Here is a 20,250-nt window from a genome sequence, read left to right on the forward strand (position 1 = left end):
CAGTGACGGCCTTCCGCCTTCCGCCTTCCGCCTTCCGCAAGAAGGCCCGACCGACGCGGCAAGCCGTTTGGGCGAATTGCGAATTGCGAATGGCGTATTGCGAATTGCGAACTCTTAGAACAGAACTCGCCTCAACTCGCTGAAGCCGATCTCGCGGCCGATCACCATGAGGTCCATCGTGATCGCCACGCCCCAGTGGACGGCAAAGCCCCATAAGACCGACTTCGACTTGAGCGCCAGGTAGCCGAGCACGAACCCGGCGATGATCGCCGAGAAAGTCTCCAGCGCCGGCTTGCCGAAATGGATCATCGTGTACGGGATCACCATCACCGGGATCGCGTAGTAGCCCAGCCGGGCATACAGACCGAAGAGCAGGAACCCCCGGAAGAACACCTCCAAACCCAGGAACTGCAGGCCGTAGAAGAGGTGGTAGCCCCAAAAATGCCAGTCCCCTTGTGACGCCAGCTCGTAGAACGGGTACTTCGCCTGGAACGCACCCAGCGCCGAAGCGACGTACACCACCGGCACCATGAACACCAGGGCATACGCATACGGCCGGAGTTGATGCCACTGCCCCCGCACCCGAAATCCCCAGTCTCGGGGGTGCTCCCGCAGCACCAGCGTGATCACCATCACCGGGAGCAGCACCCTGATGACCAGGCTGCTCACCCCCCAGTATTGGTACGGCAGCAGGCCGTAATATTCGCGATACCCGGGGCCGAGAGCATCGGCAACCGATCGATGCAGGGGCGAAGTCCGGAACCAACCCGGCAGACCCCAATACTCGAACACGACGAGAAGCACGGTCGCCGACAAGAAGACGATGAGGGTCCGCCGATCGACGCCGGCGAGCGCCTGGCGAACCGCCCCGACCCCGTTCTCACTCTCCACGAGTCGTCACTCCCCGTTGCGGCCGTTCAAGGTAGTTGCCGGCGTGGAGTCTGACCGCCGCACGGCGCCTCCAGCGAGAGCCAGCCCCGGCTCCGGCCCCCGCCCCAGCCGGACAGTGGCGAGGCCGGCGAGTGGCCGACGACGCGGATCGCCAGGCTCCTCTGAGGTCAACTAGCCGGGGCTGGCTCTGACTGGCTCTGGCTGAGGCCGGAGCTGGGGCCAGAGCTGGCTGGGTATCATCGGAGAACGCGAAAACGGAGCCCCATGCGTCCCATCTGGAAAGGCGCCATCTCGTTCGGCCTGGTCACGATCCCGGTCGGGCTCTACACCGCCACTGAGGACAAGCGCCCCAGGTTCCGTCAGTTGCGATCGGGCGACCATGCGCGGATCAAGTACAAGCGGGTCGCGGATTCCGACGGGGAGGAGGTCCCCTACGAAGACATCGTCAAGGGCTTCGAGTTCGAGAAGGATCGCTATGTCGTGTTCACTGACGACGAACTGGAGGCCGCCCTCAAGGCAAAGGGCTCGGGCATGGTGGATGTCGTCCAGTTCGTGAAGTCCGAGGAGATCGACCCCATCTATTACCGGGCCTCCTACTACCTCGCTCCTGAGAAGACCGGCGTCAAGGCATATCGCATCCTCCTTTCTGCCCTGGAGGACAAAGGCATGGTCGGTTTGGCGAAGGTCGCCATCCGCGACCGCGAGTACCCGGCCACCCTCCGCGCCGACGAGGGGGTGCTGGTGATGGAGACCATGTTCTGGCCCGACGAGATCCGTGAGCCGGCGTTCGAGGCACTCGAAGAGGAGATCACGGTCCGGCCAGAGGAGGTCAAGATGGCGCAGATGATCATCGACAACCTCACCGCACCATTCGATCCGAACGACTGGATCGATGTCTCCCGCGAAGCCGTCGAGGAACTGGCGCAGCGGAAGCTAGACGGCCAGGAGATCGTGAGTTCAGCCGAGGCGAGCCAGCCTGCGGGGGTCGTCGACCTGATGGAAGCCCTCAAGGCGAGCGTCGAAGCCACCAAGGCCAAACGCAAGGCGGGGTAAAGAGGGTTCGCTGCGCTCGCCGCAATTGGCAATCGGCGATTCCCATCCCGGTCGAGGGATCGTCAGGTCTCCGCGGGTTGGGGTTTGAGGGTTTCACGCCGTCTGGGTCTCCACAGCACCCCGATCCATACCCCGGCGATGACGATGGCACCGCCGACGACGCCGGCAACAGTGATCTCCTCTCCGGCTATCACGGCCCCGGCTACCAGTGCCACCACCGGCATCAGCGGGGTCACATAGGCCACCGCCGATGCCGTCCACCGACCCAGCGTGAAGAGGAAGAGGGCAAACAAGCCCACCGAGCCGACCACCACCAGGTATCCGAGCGCCACCCGGGTCTGCGCCGACTGGGGGACCGCCCAAGCCTCACCGGAGAGCGCCGACAAGCCCAATAACAACGCCGACCCGATGCCCATTGCCGTGGCGTTGGTCGCGACCTGGTGCGTCGGAGGCACCAGCTTGACGACCACTGACGACTCGGCCGCTGCCGCCGAGGCAAGTAGAACGGCTCCAAGGCGGAGCAACGGCACCGAGTCACTACCGGGATTGGCGAGTACCCCGATCCCCACGATGGCGACCAGGGAGCCGAGGAGGCCGCGCCGGGTGACCCGCTCCAGGCCGTGCAGGGCCGCCAGCATGATCGTGATCAGGGGCGTCGCCCCAAACACCACCGCAGCGACGCCGGCCGATAATTCCTGTAGCGCCCAGTAGGCGGCGGCGTAGGTGACGGTGAACGCCAGCACGCCGTAGATGGCGGCCACCACCAGCTGTTTGCCGCGCGGTAAACCGATCCTGCGCAAGGCGATGAAGCCCAGAAAAAGCAGTGCTGCCGCCGCGAAACGGAGTCCCGCCCCGAATAGCGGTTCGAGCTCGCGGTTGGAGTACCGGACTGCGACGAAGTTGACCCCACCGATCAAGACGGTAGCTGAGAATGCTGCGAGGGTGAGACGGTTGGGCGCATCTGTCGGCACGGTTTTCCCCTGAGAGGCAGCGAGATGCTAGCCCCCGGCCCTCGGGTGCGAGGGGACGGCGAGGATCACGCGCACGGCCATGGCACCAGCGTGCGGCAGCCGGGTGAATTTCACAACGGCCGCTCGCCGTCCCAGGTGATCTCCTCCGGGTCGTCATCCGTGAATCCCTTGAAGACCGGATGGCGGAGCCTTCCGGCGGCGGTCCAGTTCCGGTAACCGACGGCGGCCACCAGATTCGGTTCCACCCAGGTTGCTGCGGGGATCTCGGGATCGGGGTGGAACGGCGACCGCTCAGACCGCATCTCGTCGAGGGCAGTCCGAATCACGCTCAGCGCCTCGTCGGAGAACCCGGAGCCGACGGCACCCACCCACCGCAGCGCTCCCTCGGCCGGCAGCCCCAGCAGCAAGGCACCGAACGTCGGGGCCCGACCACCGTCTCCAGCGGTGAACCCGCCGACGACAACGCGGGCGGTGTGAAGGTTGTGGATCTTGCGCCAGTCGGGAGAGCGAGTGCCGGGCCGATAGCGGCTTCCCAGCCGTTTGGCCACCATCCCTTCCAGATCGCGCTCGGCCACGACGGTCCAGAGGCTGAGGCCGTCTCCCTCGGTCGGCTCGATCCGTGCGTAGGGAGCAGGCAGCGCGAGCGAAGCGAGCCGCTCGATCCGTGCTTCCAGCGGCTCGGTTGTCAGCGGGCCACCGTCGAAATGGAGAAGGTCGAATGCGATGAACGAGACCGGATGCGCCGTTGCCCTGGGGCCGAGCCGGTTCATCCGCTGTTGGAGCCTCTCGAACGAGGGGACCCCGGCATCGCCCAGAACGACGATTTCACCATCGAGAACACAAGGCGGCAGACCTTCCAGCCGGGTTAGCTCCGGATAGCGAGAGGAGACTTCGGTACCGCGGCGAGTGTGAATCTCGGCAGATTCGGTATCCCAAGTGACCACTCCCCGGATCCCGTCCCATTTTGGCTCGAACAGCCACCCGTCATCAGAGAAGGCCTTCGGCCACGGGGTGGCCAGCATCGGCGCGTAGGGAGGGGGCCTCACCCCTGCTCCAGGGCCTCCCGAACGAGGCGGCTCACCAGCGAGCCATCCATCCCGAGCGGGCCGTTCTTCATGATGTGGCCGATCACCTGGCCTGCTTGCTTGGCGTCGCTGGCTCGGAGCTCCTTGATGGCGATGTCGACGACCTTGCGGGTCGCTGCCTCGTCAAGGGTCGTCGGGAGCCATCGGGCCAGGTATTCGATCTCGAACGTGAGCTTCTCGACGGTGCTCTGACCCCTCTCGCCGACGGCGCGGAACTCGTCGCGAGCCTTGTCCATCTTCTTGATATACGCCGCGATCACCGATCGATAGAGCGCATCGTCGGCCTCGCCCTTGAATCCGGGCTCACTGCGCGCCTTGGAGACCTCCGTCTCGATCTGCCTGATCACATCGAGGCGATTGCGGTCTCGAGCACGCATCGCGTCCCTGAGTTCGGCGGTGAGTTCTTCGTGGATCGACATGGCCGCCGCAGGGTAATGCCGGAAGCAGCCAACTTTCGCCGAAATTGCGCCAAGTCGGGGGTTTAGACCCCGCCGGCGCGGGGCAACAACTGCCGCCAAAACCCCTTGACCAACTGGCAGATCGCGCCTAGTTTTGACACTGCCTTGTGAATGATTTCACATTCGCCGGGCGTGTGGAGGAGGAACAGAGAAATCCCATGCTGACCATTACCGATTGGAGAGAGCTCTCCGCGTGTCGAGATTCCGACCCGAGCCTCTTCTTCCCGATCGGCACCACCGGACCCGCCATCGACCAGATCGAAGCCGCCAAGGCCATCTGCGCCCAGTGTCCCGTCCAGGAAGAGTGCCTGAATTACGCCCTGGAGACCAACCAGGAAGCTGGCGTCTGGGGTGGCTATGCCGAAGACGAGCGGCGACGGCTGCGCAAGCGCTGGCTCGCCGAACGCCGGAAGCGGGCCTCCTAAGGGCCTCGCTTCGCTCGGCCCGCGATTGGCGATTGGCAATTGGGACAATTCGAAGGACAGCCTCAAGGCGCCTCCAGAGCCCAAGCCCGATCTTGCGGACCGGCGGAACCGAGCGTCGGTCGACTGCTGACGCCTCCCTGACGGCGGCAGACCATTGCTCACCAGCCGGAGTCATCAGGACCGCCGTTCGAAACCCCGCCCACCTTGCCTTGCGAGGCTGTGAGCCTTAGCTACCGAACCCCACGAGGCGTTCGCGCGGGGCTTCGACATCGACGTAGGCGACCTTGTCGACCACGATTCCGTGGCGGTGGCCCTCCTGATCGTCGATCCACCACACCTTGTCCGGGCCGTTGATCACCCGTTCGAATTCGGCCATGAACGCATCCCCGTCGGCAACGTCGATGTCGATCTCGCGAGGTGCGTAGGTGATCCCGATCTTGACGCGCGTCTTATTCGAGGTGTTGGCCATCTTGAAGATGGTACCCCAGCCCCAGCCCCAGCCACGGCCAGAGACGGCCAACGCGGAGAGTCAAAGCACCTTCCGGCCGTGGCTGAAGCCGGAGCCGGGGCTGTCTCTGGCTGGAGCCGGAGCCGGAGCGGAGGCCGGCTAGCGAATGATCAACTCAGGGTGCGTTCTTACGCGGGGCCGCAGTTCGACGATCTTCAGCGCGATCGCGTCGAAGGCTTGGGCGGCTTCCGATTCGGGGGCGGCGATGGCCACCGGCTCGCCGCGGTCGGCACCGGCGCGCATGGCCGGGAGAAGCGGGATCTTGCCCAGCAGCGGGACCCCTAGCTCCGCGGCGAGCGATTCGGCGCCCCCGGAACCGAATATCTCATATCGGGTCCCGTCGTCACCGGTGAACCATGACATGTTCTCGATGACTCCCAGGACCTCCTGGTTCACCTTCTCCGCCATCCCCGCCGCCCTCTTGGCGACCCGCTGTGCGGTGATCTGTGGGGTCGTGACCACGACCGTCTGCGACCGGGGAAGGAACTGCGAGATCGAGATGGCCACATCCCCGGTTCCCGGCGGCATGTCGATCAGCAGAAACTCGGGCTCGTCCCAATACACGTCGTTGAGGAACTGCTCGAGCGCCTTGTGGAGCATCGGCCCCCGCCAGACCACGGCCTGATCGGCGGGGACGAAGAAGTCCATCGATATCGCCCGAACGCCGTTGGCGCCTGAAGGGATGATCAGACCGGCGACGGCTTGGGGTGGGGTCTCGATGCCCAGCATCCGCGGGATCGAGTACCCCCAGACGTCGGCATCGATCACCGCTACGTCGTGCCCCGACCGGGCAAGGGCGACGGCGGTGTTGGTGGTGACGGATGACTTGCCCACCCCACCCTTACCGGATGCCACCGCGATCACCCGGGTTCGAGAGCCCGCACCACCCACGGTGCGCTCCCCCTTCAGCCTCGCCGCCAACACCTCCTGCTCCGCGCCATCGAGGAAGGCAACGTCGACCTGGACTTCCTCGACGCCTTCCTGCTCCTTCGCCACTTCGGCAATCAGGCGCCCCAGGGGCTCGGCGTTCCAGTTGGGGGTCGGGACGGCGATCCCCACGGCGACGACGCCGGACGGGCCGACGGTGACCTCCCGTATCAGGCCGAGGTCGCCGATTGGCCGCCGCAGGTCAGGATCGACGACGCCAGAAAGCGCGCCGAACAGCTCTGAGTCCCTTGCCATGGGCTGATCGTAGGCCAGAAGGCAGCCGGCCCCAGCGGCCGAAGGCCGCCCGCCTACCACGCCCCGCCGCCGCCACCGCCGCCACCGCCACCACCACCGCCCCAGAACCCCCCGCCTCCCCCACCAGACGAAGACGGCGGGGTGAATGCACCGTTGAGCGCAGAGGCGATCCCGGTGATCGCGTTCGACGAATGACCGCCGTACCCATGGCTGCCGTACCAGTAGAGGTTGCTGTCGTTCAGTTCCGGCGGTGCTTGCAGCCGGGCGGCTTCCAGGACGTCGTCGGCGACCCCGAGGGCGATGGCATAGACGAGGTACTCCTCCCAGAGGGCCAACGACATCGGCGGCGCCTCGTCCATTCGGCTGAAGTCCTCGAGGTAGTCCCGGAACGCCCGCCAGCGGGCATTCATCAGGGCACCAGCCTTCGACCTCCGAACCCACAGGGTGTGCCTAAAGGCCAACGCGAGGGCGACCAGGATGGCGAAGACCGTCACGACGACGATTCCGACTCGCATGATCTCGACGTCTATGAGGTCGAAGAACGCGGCGAGCATTGGGCCGAGCACGAAGTACCCGAACACGCCGATGATCGCGAAGGTTGCGGCCAGGATGAGCGGACCCGTGTAGCGCGCCTTGTCGTTGATGAGCCCGGCGGAAACGAGGGCCTGGCTGACCTTCTCCCGGAACGACCGATAGGTGGTGGCGTTGGCGGCGGCATCCTCGCGGATGCGCTTGCGAAATGCAGTCAGCGGCTGGGGCCCATCCTCGAGAACTCGCTGCACGACGGTCACCACCGACCGCTCGTATGCCCTCAACTCCCGGTCGGCGTCGCCCATCGCAATCTCGAGGTCGGAGATCTCCTCACGCCTGAGGCCCGCCCAGGTCTTGCGATCCACCGACACGGGCCGGGCAACCAAGACCCCCTGGCGGATGAGATCGAACAGGGTCGCGGTGAACTCGGCCTCGTCAGAAGTCCCCTGGGCGACGAGGGCCCCCACCTCGGCTGGCGGGTCGTCGGACGGCGGAGCCTGCTCGTACTCCCGGTCATAGGCGACCCTGGGCTCCGAGCCATACCGCCGGAATGCCCAGATGACCCCGACCGGGATCGGGATCAAGAAGAATGCCAAAGCCCCCAGCGTGACCTTGAGCCGGCGGCCCTCCTGGAGGCGGCGATCGGCGTTGAGCCCCAGGTCACGGGCGAAGTGTTCCTCTTCGGCGAGGATGCCCTCGAGAGCGTCCCCGGCCTCGACCCTGGCCCCCCCTGTCGACGACAGCAGCTCCCGCGGAAACACCACGCGAATCTCCACCCATTCGTGATCTGGCACGTTGGTCGCCTCCAGGGTCGGAGACAGGCCATCCGGGCCGAGCGAGGTCGACCCGCCAGCCGAAGCAGCGTGCCCCCAAACGAGCACCTCACCCGGCCGGGCGCCCGCCGGGATCACCACCTCGGCTGTGAGATTGTCGAGGTCGAAGTCCCACTCCTGGCCCCAGACCTTGAAGTTGACGTCGACGACGTCGGCGTAAGCGACCGCCAGGCCGTCCATTCGATAGGTCACCGAGAACGTCCGCCGCTCGTCGCTCGCCCGGTAATGCCAGACCACCCGGACGATGGACCCGAGATCCACGACTCCATAGCTGCCGGGATCGCCCGACGAGCCGAGCGCCGTCGGGGCCCCGGGGTCGTACCCCACGCCGTCTTCCGAGACGACCACATCGGTGATCGATTCACCCGCCCGCAGCGGAATGTCTCGATATGCGCCCTGGAACGACCCGTCGAACGAGAAGGTGAGATCCTCGCGGACCGTCAGCGAACCATCGGGGTTCACGGTGATCGCGACGTGCGCCTCGACGACGCGATACGACAGAGCCTGGGCCACCGGCATCGCCAGCGCTAGAAACGCCAACGACAGCAGCCCGATGACGGCGAGACGGCGGACGGGCGAAGGATCGATCATCGGACTCGCCGCTCATCGGCTGTCGGTCGCATGGGGATTCGTCGCAGGGTCGACGGGGTCAGAAGCTCACCTCGGGAGCGCTGCGGGCATCGTCCTCGATCTCGAAGTAGGCCCTCTTTGCGAAGTTGAACATGCTGGCGATGATGTTCGACGGCACCGTCTGGACCGCGTTGTTGTAGGTGAGCGTCGAGTCGTTGTAGATCTGACGCGACACCGAGATTCGGTTCTCGGTCTCGGCGAGCTCCTCTTGCAGGCGGCGGAAGTTCTCGCTCGCCCGCAGCTCGGGGTACGCCTCGGCGAGCGCAAACAGCTTGCGGAGCGCTCCGGTCAGCATGTTCTCGGCCACCGCCTGCTCCTCGACAGTCGAGGCATCTTGGGCGGCCGTGCGTGCCCGCACTACTTCCTCGAAGGTCTCCCGCTCGTGGGCCGCGTATCCCTTCACCGTCTCAACGATGTTGGGAATGAGGTCGTAGCGGCGCTTCAGTTGCACATCCACCTGAGACCAGGCGTTGTCGGTGCGGTTGCGGAGGCGAACCAGCCGGTTGTAGATGGCGATGACGGCCAGCACCAGCAGGCCGATTACAGCGAGTCCGATGATCAGTGGCATGCCCTAAGAGTACCGGGGAGGGAGGCGGTTGGCGGAGCTGGCGGGCAACCCGGCACGGACCGCCGTAACCGTCTCGCCGCGATCTGACCGAAGGGTGGCGGCTCTTGAAGGGGTGACCGAATACGTCGCTCGCTTCATCAGGTTCGGCTTGTGGCAAGCCGAACCCTGACCCCGGGGCGAGCCATTTCGCTCACCCCTTAAACTCGGAGCATGGACCCATTCGGCGCGCGCGCGACCATCGAGACCCCGCTCGGCACCCGAGAGGTCTACCGGCTGGATGCGCTGGAGTCCATCGCCGATCTCGAGTCGATGCCGTACTCGATCAAGGTGCTGCTTGAGGCGGTGCTCCGTACTCACGACGGCCTGGTGGTCCAAGACTCGGACATCGAGGAAGTGGCCCGCTACCGCGCCGCTGAGGTGGTGGAGGCGGAGATCGCCTTCCGACCTGCCCGGGTCGTGCTGCAGGACTTCACCGGCGTACCGGCGGTCGTCGACCTTGCCGCGATGCGGTCGGCGATAGTGCGGATGACTGGCGACCCCTCCGCCGCCGCAATGGTGAACCCGCTGGTGCCGGCCGACCTCGTCATCGATCACTCGGTGCAGGTGGATGCCTTCAACAGCGCACTGGCGCTGGGCATCAACAGTGCCAAGGAGTTCGCCCGCAACCGCGAGCGCTACGAGTTCCTCAAGTGGGGGCAGACCGCCTTCGCCAACTTCCGGGTGGTTCCGCCGGCGACGGGGATCGTCCACCAGGTGAACCTCGAGTACCTCGCCAAGGTGCTGTGGGATGACGGCTTTGCCGTATATCCGGACACCCTCGTCGGCACCGACTCCCATACGACGATGATCAACGGCCTCGGCGTCCTCGGATGGGGTGTCGGCGGAATCGAGGCGGAGGCGGCGATGGTCGGCCAGCCGATCTTCATGCTCCTCCCCGAGGTGGTGGGCTTCGAGTTGACCGGGAGCCTCCCCGATGGATCGACGGCCACCGATCTGGTGCTCAGGGTGACGCAGATGCTCCGCGAGCACGGGGTTGTCGGTAAGTTCGTCGAATTCCACGGTGGGGGCCTCGACGCGATGCCGGTCGCCAATCGCGCCACGATTGCCAACATGGCGCCCGAATACGGCGCGACGGTCGGCTTCTTCCCTGTCGATACTCAGACCACCGCCTACCTCCGCCTCACCGGGCGGGATGAGGCACTGATCGAGGCCGTGGAGCAGTACTACCGGATGCAGGGGCTGTGGCGGGACGACTCCCGCAGGGCCGCCTACTCGTCCGAGCTCGCACTCGACATGGGAACGGTGACCCCGGCGTTGGCGGGGCCCCGACGCCCGCAGGACCGCGTCGACCTGAGCGCGATGAAAGGCCAGTGGCACCAGGATCTGGTGAACGTGTTCGGCAAGTCTGCCCCGGCCGGTAAGGGCACCGTCCTCGAGTGGGAGGACGAGGGCGGCCCGGTGGCAGAGCCCTCGGTCGACGAGCCCAACGGGGCGACCGTTTTCTACGACGGCCAGCGCTTCGAGTTGAACCACGGCGACGTCGTGATCGCCGCGATCACATCCTGCACCAACACCTCGAACCCCGATGTGATGATCGGCGCCGGTCTGGTGGCCCGCAAGGCACGGGCACTGGGCCTCGAACGCAAGCCATGGGTGAAGACCTCGTTCGCGCCCGGGTCCAAGGTGGTCACCGAGTACCTGACCGAAGCCGGCCTGATGGACGACCTCGAAGCACTCGGATTCTTCCTCGTCGGCTATGGATGCACCACCTGCATCGGCAACTCCGGACCCCTTCCCGAGCCGATCAGCCAGGCGACCCACCAGCGTGACCTGGTGGTGGCGTCCGTGCTCTCGGGAAACCGCAACTTCGAGGGTCGGATCTCCCCGGACGTGCGGGCCAACTTCCTCGCGTCTCCTCCGCTGGTGGTGGCCTACGCGATCGCCGGGACCGTCGACATCGACTTGATCAACGATCCGATCGGCCAGGACCCCGAGGGCAAGCCGGTGTTCCTGGCCGACATCTGGCCGAGCCAGGACGAGATCGCAGAGGTGGTCGCCTCCAAGGTGTCGCAACAGCAATTCAACCGCGAGTACGCCGAGGTCTTCACCGGCTCCGAAGAATGGCGGGCGATCCAGGTCCCGAGCGGCGATCTGTATGCCTGGAGCGACGCCAGCACCTATATCCAGGAGCCGCCGTTCTTCGTCGATATGGCGCCTGAACCCACGCCACTGCGCCCGATCGAAGGTGCCCGCGCCCTGATGCTCCTTGGCGACTCGATCACGACCGACCACATCAGCCCGGCCGGCGCCATCGACCCGGCCTCACCGGCGGCCGACTATCTGCGGTCGCGGGGCGTCGAACCGGCTGACTTCAACTCGTACGGATCGCGCCGCGGGAACGACCGCGTGATGACGCGGGGGACGTTCGCCAATATCCGGATCCGGAACCTGCTTGCCCCCGGCACCGAGGGTGGGTTCACGACCGATTTCACCGACGGCACCGTCAAGTCGGTGTTCGCAGCCAGCGTGTCCTACCGGGCGGCCGGCATCCCGTTGGTCGTTCTGGGCGGAGCGGACTACGGAATGGGCTCCTCGCGTGACTGGGCGTCCAAGGGCTCGTTCCTGCTGGGGGTCAAGGCAGTCCTCGCGGTGTCGTATGAGCGAATCCACCGGTCGAACCTGGTGATGATGGGTGTTCTGCCGCTGACTTTCCCTCACGGGATGAACGCCGACGCATACGGGCTCGACGGGACCGAGGTCTACGACCTGGCCGTCGACGATCGCCTCGTCCCCCATGGCCTCGTTCGAGTTCGAGCCACCCGGGCGGACCAGTCCGTGGTCGAGTTCGATGCGCTCGCCTGTGCCGACACACCGATCGAGATCGAGTACCTCCGCCACGGCGGGATCCTCCACATGGTCCTTCGCGATATGGCCGCGAGGCATGCCCGCGCGTAATATTTTCGCGATGATCGAACGACTCCACCTCCACGAGGTCGAACTGGGGTTCGCCGAACCGCTGGTCACCCCCGATGGGGTCTACCCGAGCAGACGGTCGATCCTGGTAGGCGCCGAGGCCGGCGGAGTCGTTGGCTGGGGCGAAGCCCCGGCGTTCCCGTCGAGGCGCTGGGGCACCGCCGAGGCGGCGTGGGCCGCTCTCGAATCGGCCGATGTCATCCGGGGCGAGGCCCCGCTCCCCCCCATCGCCAGCGCGGCGCTGCAGGCCGCCACTGCCGACCTTCAGGCTCGCATGGCGGGTCTGCCGTTCCACCGGTTCCTCGGAGCAGGTACCCGCCGGGTCGTCGCCAGGCACACTCTGGGACTCGCCACCGAGCCGGGCGATCTGGTGGAACGGTTGGGCCGGCTGACGGCAGGGGGCCTCAAAGCGATCAAAGTGAAGATCGCTCCCGGGCGGGATGCCGAAACCGTCGGGGCGATTCGCGACTCGTTTCCGCTCATCGACCTCGCCGTCGACGCGAACGCCACCTACCGGAGCCCCGCCGACCCGATCTTCGAACGCCTCGCCGAAGCCCGCGTCTCACTCATCGAGCAGCCGTTCCCGGCCCACGACCTGGCGGCGCATGCCGAACTGAGGCGTAGAGGGCTGATCCCAGTAGCGGTCGACGAAGCGATCCACTCCATCGGCGACGTCCGCCAGATCCTCCGTGCCGATGCCGCCGACCTCCTGTCCGTGAAGGTGAACCGGCTCGGACTCGAAGCGGCGAAGGCAATCCTCGCCCTCGCCGTCGGCGAGGGCATCAGGGTGAAGGTCGGAGGAACTTTCGACACCGCGATCGGCCGGCGGCTGTTGCTCGCCTTCGCCATGCTCGACGGAGTGGCCGACGCCGAGATCGCGCCACCCCTGGGCTACCTCCAGGCCGACGTGGCCGACTACCCGCCGCTCATCGAGGGGGAAGCGGCGCCCGACGAAACACCCGGCATCGGAGCCTCACCCGATCGGGAGCGGCTGGCCCGACTAGAGATCCGCAGGACGGTGGTGGTCGCCTAGGAGTGAGAGTCGCCACCGGGACCTGGTCAATCGCCCCAGTACCGTTGCTCCTTGAACGGGTCGCCGTACATGTGATACCCGTTGCGCTCCCAGAACCCCGGCTCGTCGTGGTCGAGCAGGTCGATCCCGCGCACCCACTTCACCGACTTCCAGAAATAGAGGTGCGGAACCACCAGCCGCAGAGGCCATCCGTGATCCGGTTCGAGTTCCTCGCCTCCGAACCGCCAGGCGAAGAGGTTTCCCTCCCGGGCGAAATCGGCCAAAGGGAGGTTGGCGGTGAAGCCGTGCTCGGCGCGGATGACGACGTGCGTGGCGGACTGCTGTGACCCTGCCTGCTCCAGCACCGTCGTCGTGGGCACCCCCTCCCACTCGGTGTCGAATTTCGACCACTTCGTGACGCAGTGGATGTCGGCGGTGATGGTATTGGTGGGCAGCGAACGGAACTCGTCGAAACCCAGCCGCAGCGGAACGTCGACCAGCCCCCCGACCGTGAAGTCCCAGGTGGCCGGATCGGTCTCGGGGACGATTCCCGCGTGAAGGACCGGGAACCGGTCGGTGTTGTACTGGCCGGGCGGAAGACGGGAGGGGTCGATCCCCTGGGCCGCCAGCTCACTCCGATTCCGCTCGAAGAATGACGTCACCGGCGGGATGGTACAGGCCGAATAGCAGGGGTTTCTAGGCGGCGGCGGGCGGTACGCTCCCGAGCGTGATCGATTCTCCCCAGCCTGCCGGCCCCGACCCGCTCGCACCCCACGAACCCGCTCCCGAGCCGCGGCGGCGAGGGCCGCGCTGGCCGCTGGGGGCACTCACGCTGGTGGCTGCGGCGTTCGTCGTGATCGGCATCGCCTTCTTCGGGGGCGACGATCAGTCCGGTCCGACGATCCCGACGATCGGGGGCGCTCCCACCGGAGACGAAGCACCGGATTTCGCCGTCGATCTGATCGCCGGCGGCCGCTTCCGGCTCAGCGACCACCTGGAGAGCGACGGGCGCCCGGTGATCCTCAACCTGTGGGCATCGTGGTGCGGTCCGTGCCGCGAGGAGATGCCCGCGCTCGACGCGGTGGCCGCCGCCAATCCAGAGGTGTTCCTGATCGGGGTCGCGGTGGACGACGACCCCACCGCCGCCCGCAACTTTGCCGCCGAGATCGGCGTGTCGTACGCACTGGCGGTCGACGAAGATGACGCGGTCGGGGCCCGCTACCCCTCTCCGGGGCTTCCTGCCACCTTCTTCGTCGACGGGGACGGCCAATTGGTCCGCATCGTGTACGGCGGGGTGACGCAGGATCAGGTTCAGGACCTGATCGACTCGTTGTTCGGATAGCCCTGGCCGAACCTCAGATGACCCAGAACACCGGAGCCAGCACCGCCACCATGGCAAGGGCGTAGATCGTCAGCGGGGTGCCCAGCCTGGCGTAGTCGCCGAAGCGGTACCCGCCCGGGCCCCACACCATGGTGTTCGTTTGATAACCGATCGGGGTGAGGAACGACGCTGAGGCCATGAGGGCCACCACGATGGCGAAGGCGCGCGGGTCGGCGCCTGCGTCGTTGGCTGCGGCCACTGCCACCGGGAACATCAGCACGGCCGCCGCGTTGTTGGTGATGGCCTCGGTCAACGCCAGCGTCGCCAGGGAGACCGCCAGGACCAGCGCGGCCGGGCCCAAGCTCTCTGCCGGAGCCACCAGACCGTCGGCGATTCGCTGAGCCAGGCCGGTGATGCCGATGGCCTCCCCCAGCCCGAAGGCAGCGGCGATCACGACGATCACGTCCAGGTCGACCGCGGTCCGCGCTTCGTTGGGGCTGAGCACCCCGAACACCACCATCGCGATCGCTCCGAGCAGCGACGCCTCCAGGATCGGGAGAAGCCCGGACCCGGCAGCCACCACGACCGCCAGGCCCACGAGGCTCGCCGGCACGATCTTCTTGGGCCGAGCGGGCTCGGGACCGCCGAATCGTGAAACAAGCAGGAAGTCGTTGCTCCCGTGCCAACGATCCTGAAATGCCGGCGATGCCAGCACCAGCAGCGTGTCTCCAGTCTTGAGCCGCACCTCTCCCAGCTTCCCCTCCACCCGCTGGCCCGCCCGATGGATGGCAAGAACGGCTGCCTGGTATCGCTGGCGGAATCCGATTCCCTTGAGTGATGCCCCGACGAGCGGAGAGGCGTCACCGATCACTGCTTCGAAGAAGGCGTGCTGGCCGGTGGGGATGGCCACCGCATGCTCCTGGGCTTCCGGGGTGATCCCGGCGCGGTCGTGCACGTCGGCGACCTCGCGGGCGTTGCCCACGAACCGGAGCCGGTCACCGCCGCGCAGAACCGTGCTCGGCGTAACCGGGGCGATCGTCTCGCCGGCACGCTCTACCTGAGCGAGGAACACTCCCGCCAGGTGGCGCAGGTCGGCGGCGGCCACCGAGAGCCCGTCGAGCGGACCACCGGTATCGACGGTCATCTCGACGACGAACTCCCGCACATCCTCGATGTCCTGGCGCGCCGGACGCCGGTCGGGGAGGATGCTCGGCGCCAGGAGAACCAGAAGGGCGACCCCTCCGATTGCCACCGGGAGCCCGATCTTCGAGATCTCGAAGAATCCCATCGGATCCATCCCCGCCGACTCGAGGAGGCCCGACACCACGACATTGGTCGAGGTCCCGATCAGAGTGACCATTCCGCCGAGCATGGCCGCATACGAAAGGGGCATCAGGAACCGGGAGACCGACCGGCCCATCCGCTGGGTCCACCGGCTCACCGGTGGCACCATCATCGCCACGATCGGCGTGTTGTTCAAGAACGCCGAGGCGGCCGCCGTGGGAACCAGCAGACGGGTGAGGGTCCGCCGATCACCGCCACCAGAACCCAAGACGAGGTCGACGATCCGGTTGAGGATTCCGGTGCGTTCGATCCCGGCGGCCACCACGTACAACGCGGCGACCGTTATCGGGGCGGGGTTCCCGAACCCGCCGAAGGCCTCGTGGGGCTCCAGCACACCCGCTACCAGCAACGCAACGACGGCGCCGAAGACGATCGCCGATGGCGCGGTGAAGTCACGGGCCAGAAGGATGATTGTCAGCACCACCACTGCCAGCGTGAACCAGGCTTCCCAGGTCATGGGCCGCTCCTGGGCCGCTCCTGCGGAGCGGCGCGATTGGCGATTGGCGATTGGCGATTGGCGACTTGCCAGGTCGCGCAGCCGTGCCACTTGACTTGCCGCTGGGTGAACCGGCTCAATCCACGTCTCCCAGGTACACCGGCCCGGGCTGCCCGCCGCGCAGGAACCCCGCCACGGACGCCGCCAGCGCACGCGGGAAGAACACCCGGTCGGCGATGTCCTCGGGCGACAGCCAGGCCGTCCCGACCTGATCGGTGTCGACGGCGGTGGCCACCCCCCGATCGTCGATGAGCCGGGACTCGAACATGAACTCGATGGCGTGATCCGCCGGGTCGAATGGCAGCTCGGGCCGCAAGGCGACGATCAGCTCACGCACCCACAGCAGGCGGATCGGCTCCACCACGCACCCGGTCTCCTCGGCGACCTCGCGGCGGAGGGCGTCTGCCAACGTCTCACCGGGCCGCTGGCCGCCTCCGGGAAACCCGAACCACTCGGACTGCCCACCGACAGGCCGATGGTGGTTGGCCAGCACCCGCCCGTCCTTGACGACAACTGCCTTGGCCGAAGGGCGCAGCCGGCTCGGGACGATTGAGCTCACCGACCGCGCCAGTTCGGTCGCCGCTTCTCGAGGAACGCCGCAACACCTTCCGCAGCGTCCTCGGTCGCCGCCACCGAAGTCAGCCCGATATGGAGTTGAGCCACCGCCGAATCGAAGTCCAGATCTTCGACCGCAAAGAACGAGTCGCGCCCCAGCCGGAGAACCGCCGGGCTGGCGGCAGCGAGTCCCGACACAACCAGATCGACCGCCTCATCGAGCTCGGATCGCCGCACCACCCGGGAGACCACTCCGAGGCGCTGGGCCTCCTCGGCCGTGATCGACCGCCCGGTCATCATGAGCTCCAACACCGCCTTGTGCGGCATCACCCGCTGCAGCACTGCCGTGATCATCATCGGCCACAGACCCACCTTGATCTCGGGGGTGCCGAAAGTCGCTTCCTTCACGGCCACGACGATGTCGCACGCAGCCGCCAATCCGAAGCCGCCGGCGAGTGCATGCCCGTTGACCCTGGCCACTGTTGGCTTTCCGCAAGTCCGCAGGGAACGCAGCAAGCGGCCGAGCGCCCCCCGTTCGTCATGGTCGGCGATCGGGTTCTCCACGAAACCCCCGCTCAGGTCACCGCCGGCGGAGAACGCCTGGTTGCCGGCGCCGGTGATGACGACCACCCGCACCGACGGGTCGGCGGCGGCGCGGTCGATCAGATCGGCGATCTCGCCCATGGCCGCATTCGACAGCGGGTTGCGACGCTCCGGGTCGTCGATCGTGATCGTGGCTCGCGGCGGTTCGACCTCGTAACGGAGCACACGGCGATTCTACGGGTCGGGATCGGATCCCCCATGCCAGCCTCAGGCGGCGATGGCTGCCCGACGCTCGAGGACCCGTCGGAGGGCGGTGACCACTTCAGGGTCGTAGTCGTACGCCGCGCCTCGATGCAGAGTCTCGATCGCCTCGATCGGCGACAGCCCGTTGTTCATCTCACCGTCGTATGCGGCGGCGACGCGCAGGATCTTCGACGCCAGGGGGTGGTCCGGGTCGCGCTCCTCGCCGGGTCGGCGGTAGGGATGGTGCTGGGCGGCGACGACCTCCGCCACATTCTCGAGATATCTCGCTTCGGAGACGATCGCGGCACTCCACCCTGAGACATCCGACAGCGTGTACGACCCCGCCGCCACCGTCGGATTGGCCAGCACCACCCGGCCGAGGTCGTGGAGGAGAGCGGCGTATTCCAGACGCTGCAATACGCCCGCCGACAGGCCCATCTCGGCCCCGACGCCCACCGCAATGTCGGCAACGCGAGCGGCGTGACCCACGGCCACCAGACCGCCGGCCTCCGGGATCGCACCCAGGGCCTGAATCGTCTGCCGGTAGGTGCTCCGGGTGGTCTGCACCCGGTGTAATGAGACATGGCTGAATGCGTACGGCAATCCGGCCAGTGGAAGCGCCCACCACCCCATCGCGGGCGCAGTGAGCCCGTAGAGCGCCCCACTCGAGAAGAGTGCGAGGTAGGCGGGCCAGTCTTCGAGGGCCCGGACCAGGGCCAACCGCCGCGGAGCAAGGCGCGCCTGACGGGAGTAGAACGCCCGCACCACCACCACGGTGAGAAACCACATGACGGCGGCGACCCCAAAGGCCGCCATACCGAGTGCCGCGCTATATGTCCCGGTGGGGATCAACATCGCGGCGGCGGCCATCACCCCGACGAAGACGACGAGCCCGGCCGGCTCGGCGGGGAACATCTGGTCGGACACGCGGCGACCGTGTACCAACTGCACTACGAACCAGCCAAGGGGAAGGGCGACCGCGGCCGCCCCGAGCACCAGCACCGTGGATCCCTGCGATTCGAGGGCGAAGCCGGCGGCGACGGCGACCAACAGAGGGGCACCCCGGCCCGACGGATTGGGAATCAGCAAGAGGTGGCCGACGACAAAGATCGCAGCGACCACGACAAACTTCCAGCCGGCCGCCCAATGGACTGCTGCGGCAGCACCCAGGCCGGGGGCTACCAGCAGGGCGAAGCGGCGGAGGAAGGTGTCAGGCACGGATCGCACGCTCCCTCACCAGTCGCTCCACCTCAGCGGCGCTCTCCTCGTCGGGCGAGCCGTACACCTCTCCGGCCGCCTCGATCGCGGCGATCAGGGCGGCGACCACCTCGGGTCCATACACATCGTCGCGGCGGCGCAGCTGGTCGAAGGCGGTTGCCTGATTGACCGCCGACCGGTATGACCGGGTGCTGGTCATCGCGTCAAAGGCATCTGCCGCTGCCAGGATCCGGCTCTCCAACGGCACCTCGGCCTTGCTCCCGTCGTCGAGCAGCGCGTGCTGGCCGGCGACGATGGCCACCATCGGACGAAGGAAGTCGACCCGACTGAGCACCTCCTCGACGACCTGCATGTGGCGCACCGTCTGGCGGTACTCGTCATCGGTGAGCAACCCCGGCTTGTGCAGCAGGCTCGCCGGCACCGCCACCTTGCCGACGTCGTGGATCAGCGCCGCCCAGCGGAGCGTCTCGAGCCGCTCGGGCCCGAGGCCCAATTCCTCGCCGGTAATCCGGACGAACCTCGCAACCCGCTCGGTGTGCCCTCTGGTGTATGGGTCCAGCGCTTCGACGGCCTTGACGAACCCCCGGATGGTGTCCTCGTGCGCCTCCCGGAGCTTGCTGTAGGAGGCGAAGCCGACATGGCCCACCACGAAGGTCAGGAACATCAGCGGAAGGATCAATGGCCCCACCAGCACGTACGCCGCCCCGAGAATCCCGCCGAAGGCACCCAGTACCGAAAGGGCAAAGTGATTGGCGAGCATCTTCGACCACGGCCGCAGGTCGCGGTCGGGATAGGCGACACGCACATAGAGGGCGACCAAACGGAAGTTGACCCAGTCGTAGACCACCGCGGCGAGGGCGGCCCCAACGGCGAGCAACGGGAGGTCGCGACCGGTGACCGGGCCGTCGGGGAGGAACGGCAGGAACACGGCGATACCGACCGCGGCCGAGATGACCAGTTGCCCGAAGTTCCCGGCGGGCTGCCGCCACCGCCGCTCCCGCAAGTCGTCGGGATGCAACGCCGACACCGCCGCCATGAGGGCCACGGCCAGAACGGCGCTCTCCCGACCAAAGACGACCGCGGCCGTGAACGCCACCATCATCGCCGAAGACACGAACAGCCGATCGTTGACTTCGACCGCGCTGATCTGGAGAAAGAAGAAGGAGGCGGCCAAAACGAACCAGACGCCCAATGGCTGCGGGTCCGACTGGACCACGAAGAGGAGGGCGAGGACCACCGCTCCCGCCGCGGCAAAGGAGCCGGCGAGGATGGCGGTCTTGCGATCGTGTGAGGTGCTTGTCATATGGGGTAGCGGGGAAGCCCGGGTCATTCAGTTATCCGATACGCCAAGTCATTTGGCTTTCGTATCGGCAGGATCTTTCGGCCAATTTCCCACGGTCGACCACATGT

19 protein-coding genes are annotated in these 20,250 nt (G+C 66.8%); 5 read left to right on the forward strand and 14 right to left on the reverse strand.

Features of this window, described 5'->3' with window-relative positions; all coding sequences use genetic code 11:
• Positions 1-114: 114 nt before the first annotated feature.
• Positions 115-891: a CPBP family intramembrane glutamic endopeptidase gene (locus tag WD184_09565; GenBank protein ID MEX0826979.1), complete on the reverse strand. Its 777-nt coding sequence runs from the start codon at positions 889-891 to the stop codon at positions 115-117.
• A 264-nt stretch (positions 892-1,155) separates the two neighbouring features.
• Between WD184_09565 and WD184_09570 the strand changes: the two genes are divergently transcribed.
• The gene (locus tag WD184_09570) at positions 1,156-1,944 is read left to right on the forward strand and encodes a Ku protein (GenBank protein ID MEX0826980.1); all 789 of its coding nucleotides are present in this window, start codon (positions 1,156-1,158) and stop codon (positions 1,942-1,944) included.
• A 62-nt stretch (positions 1,945-2,006) separates the two neighbouring features.
• Here WD184_09570 and WD184_09575 read toward each other — a convergent pair whose 3' ends face one another.
• From WD184_09575 to WD184_09585, 3 genes are all read right to left on the reverse strand, one after another.
• Positions 2,007-2,915: an EamA family transporter gene (locus tag WD184_09575; protein ID MEX0826981.1), complete on the reverse strand. Its 909-nt coding sequence runs from the start codon at positions 2,913-2,915 to the stop codon at positions 2,007-2,009.
• Between the two features lie 110 nt (positions 2,916-3,025).
• Entirely contained in the window at positions 3,026-3,961 is a 936-nt protein-coding gene (gene ligD, locus WD184_09580) for a non-homologous end-joining DNA ligase (protein MEX0826982.1), read from the reverse strand.
• A complete protein-coding gene (locus tag WD184_09585; GenBank protein MEX0826983.1) occupies positions 3,958-4,419 on the reverse strand; it encodes a GatB/YqeY domain-containing protein in 462 nt (153 codons plus the stop codon). The genes ligD and WD184_09585 overlap by 4 nt, the downstream gene beginning before the upstream one ends.
• Positions 4,420-4,616: 197 nt before the next feature.
• Here WD184_09585 and WD184_09590 point away from each other — a divergent pair, with 197 nt between their 5' ends.
• Positions 4,617-4,883: a WhiB family transcriptional regulator gene (locus tag WD184_09590; protein ID MEX0826984.1), complete on the forward strand. Its 267-nt coding sequence runs from the start codon at positions 4,617-4,619 to the stop codon at positions 4,881-4,883.
• 226 nt (positions 4,884-5,109) lie between these two features.
• Here WD184_09590 and WD184_09595 read toward each other — a convergent pair whose 3' ends face one another.
• From WD184_09595 to WD184_09610, 4 genes are all read right to left on the reverse strand, one after another.
• Entirely contained in the window at positions 5,110-5,352 is a 243-nt protein-coding gene (locus WD184_09595; GenBank protein ID MEX0826985.1) for a DUF3107 family protein, read from the reverse strand.
• 138 nt (positions 5,353-5,490) lie between these two features.
• Positions 5,491-6,573, reverse strand: coding sequence for an Mrp/NBP35 family ATP-binding protein (locus tag WD184_09600; GenBank protein MEX0826986.1), 1,083 nt, complete (start codon positions 6,571-6,573; stop codon positions 5,491-5,493).
• Positions 6,574-6,626: 53 nt separating this feature from the next.
• Positions 6,627-8,528 carry a DUF2207 domain-containing protein gene (locus tag WD184_09605; protein ID MEX0826987.1) on the reverse strand — a complete coding sequence of 634 codons (1,902 nt, stop codon included), beginning with the start codon at positions 8,526-8,528 and terminating at the stop codon, positions 6,627-6,629.
• 58 nt (positions 8,529-8,586) lie between these two features.
• Positions 8,587-9,135, reverse strand: coding sequence for a LemA family protein (locus tag WD184_09610; protein MEX0826988.1), 549 nt, complete (start codon positions 9,133-9,135; stop codon positions 8,587-8,589).
• A gap of 210 nt (positions 9,136-9,345) precedes the next feature.
• Between WD184_09610 and acnA the strand changes: the two genes are divergently transcribed.
• Both acnA and WD184_09620 read left to right on the forward strand, forming a co-directional pair.
• A complete protein-coding gene (gene acnA / locus WD184_09615; protein ID MEX0826989.1) occupies positions 9,346-12,090 on the forward strand; it encodes an aconitate hydratase AcnA in 2,745 nt (914 codons plus the stop codon).
• Between the two features lie 10 nt (positions 12,091-12,100).
• Positions 12,101-13,141, forward strand: a complete 1,041-nt coding sequence (locus WD184_09620; protein MEX0826990.1) for an enolase C-terminal domain-like protein — start codon at positions 12,101-12,103, stop codon at positions 13,139-13,141.
• Positions 13,142-13,167: 26 nt separating this feature from the next.
• Here the strand turns inward: WD184_09620 and WD184_09625 are convergent, their stop codons facing one another.
• A complete protein-coding gene (locus WD184_09625; protein MEX0826991.1) occupies positions 13,168-13,782 on the reverse strand; it encodes a sulfite oxidase-like oxidoreductase in 615 nt (204 codons plus the stop codon).
• Between the two features lie 65 nt (positions 13,783-13,847).
• On the opposite strand from WD184_09625, the gene WD184_09630 reads away from it, so the two are divergent.
• A complete protein-coding gene (locus tag WD184_09630) occupies positions 13,848-14,462 on the forward strand; it encodes a TlpA disulfide reductase family protein (GenBank protein MEX0826992.1) in 615 nt (204 codons plus the stop codon).
• 13 nt (positions 14,463-14,475) lie between these two features.
• Here the strand turns inward: WD184_09630 and WD184_09635 are convergent, their stop codons facing one another.
• From WD184_09635 to WD184_09655, 5 genes are all read right to left on the reverse strand, one after another.
• Positions 14,476-16,242 (reverse strand): SLC13 family permease, encoded by a 1,767-nt coding sequence (locus WD184_09635; GenBank protein MEX0826993.1) that lies wholly within the window; start codon positions 16,240-16,242, stop codon positions 14,476-14,478.
• Between the two features lie 115 nt (positions 16,243-16,357).
• Positions 16,358-16,840, reverse strand: a complete 483-nt coding sequence (locus WD184_09640) for an NUDIX domain-containing protein (protein MEX0826994.1) — start codon at positions 16,838-16,840, stop codon at positions 16,358-16,360.
• Positions 16,837-17,604, reverse strand: a complete 768-nt coding sequence (locus tag WD184_09645; GenBank protein MEX0826995.1) for an enoyl-CoA hydratase-related protein — start codon at positions 17,602-17,604, stop codon at positions 16,837-16,839. The genes WD184_09640 and WD184_09645 overlap by 4 nt, the downstream gene beginning before the upstream one ends.
• A gap of 42 nt (positions 17,605-17,646) precedes the next feature.
• Positions 17,647-18,840 (reverse strand): HD domain-containing phosphohydrolase, encoded by a 1,194-nt coding sequence (locus WD184_09650; protein MEX0826996.1) that lies wholly within the window; start codon positions 18,838-18,840, stop codon positions 17,647-17,649.
• Complete coding sequence (locus WD184_09655; protein MEX0826997.1) at positions 18,833-20,143, reverse strand: HD domain-containing phosphohydrolase; 1,311 nt, start codon at positions 20,141-20,143, stop codon at positions 18,833-18,835. The genes WD184_09650 and WD184_09655 overlap by 8 nt, the downstream gene beginning before the upstream one ends.
• Between the last annotated feature and the right edge of the window lie 107 nt (positions 20,144-20,250).

The sequence above is a fragment of the Acidimicrobiia bacterium genome (assembly GCA_040878325.1).
Taxonomy (GTDB): Bacteria; Actinomycetota; Acidimicrobiia; order Spongiisociales; family UBA11373; genus JAUYIV01.

Excerpts from the sequence above, each read along its gene's own strand:
- WD184_09590 (MEX0826984.1), top strand. The coding sequence starts at position 4,617 with ATGCTGACCATTACCGATTGGAGAGAGCTCTCCGCGTGTCGAGATTCC.
- WD184_09600 (MEX0826986.1), bottom strand. The coding sequence starts at position 6,573 with ATGGCAAGGGACTCAGAGCTGTTCGGCGCGCTTTCTGGCGTCGTCGAT.
- WD184_09605 (MEX0826987.1), bottom strand. The coding sequence starts at position 8,528 with ATGATCGATCCTTCGCCCGTCCGCCGTCTCGCCGTCATCGGGCTGCTG.
- WD184_09595 (MEX0826985.1), bottom strand. The coding sequence starts at position 5,352 with ATGGCCAACACCTCGAATAAGACGCGCGTCAAGATCGGGATCACCTAC.
- WD184_09635 (MEX0826993.1), bottom strand. The coding sequence starts at position 16,242 with ATGACCTGGGAAGCCTGGTTCACGCTGGCAGTGGTGGTGCTGACAATC.
- WD184_09610 (MEX0826988.1), bottom strand. The coding sequence starts at position 9,135 with ATGCCACTGATCATCGGACTCGCTGTAATCGGCCTGCTGGTGCTGGCC.
- acnA (MEX0826989.1), top strand. The coding sequence starts at position 9,346 with ATGGACCCATTCGGCGCGCGCGCGACCATCGAGACCCCGCTCGGCACC.
- WD184_09570 (MEX0826980.1), top strand. The coding sequence starts at position 1,156 with ATGCGTCCCATCTGGAAAGGCGCCATCTCGTTCGGCCTGGTCACGATC.
- WD184_09620 (MEX0826990.1), top strand. The coding sequence starts at position 12,101 with ATGATCGAACGACTCCACCTCCACGAGGTCGAACTGGGGTTCGCCGAA.
- WD184_09655 (MEX0826997.1), bottom strand. The coding sequence starts at position 20,143 with ATGACAAGCACCTCACACGATCGCAAGACCGCCATCCTCGCCGGCTCC.
- WD184_09585 (MEX0826983.1), bottom strand. The coding sequence starts at position 4,419 with ATGTCGATCCACGAAGAACTCACCGCCGAACTCAGGGACGCGATGCGT.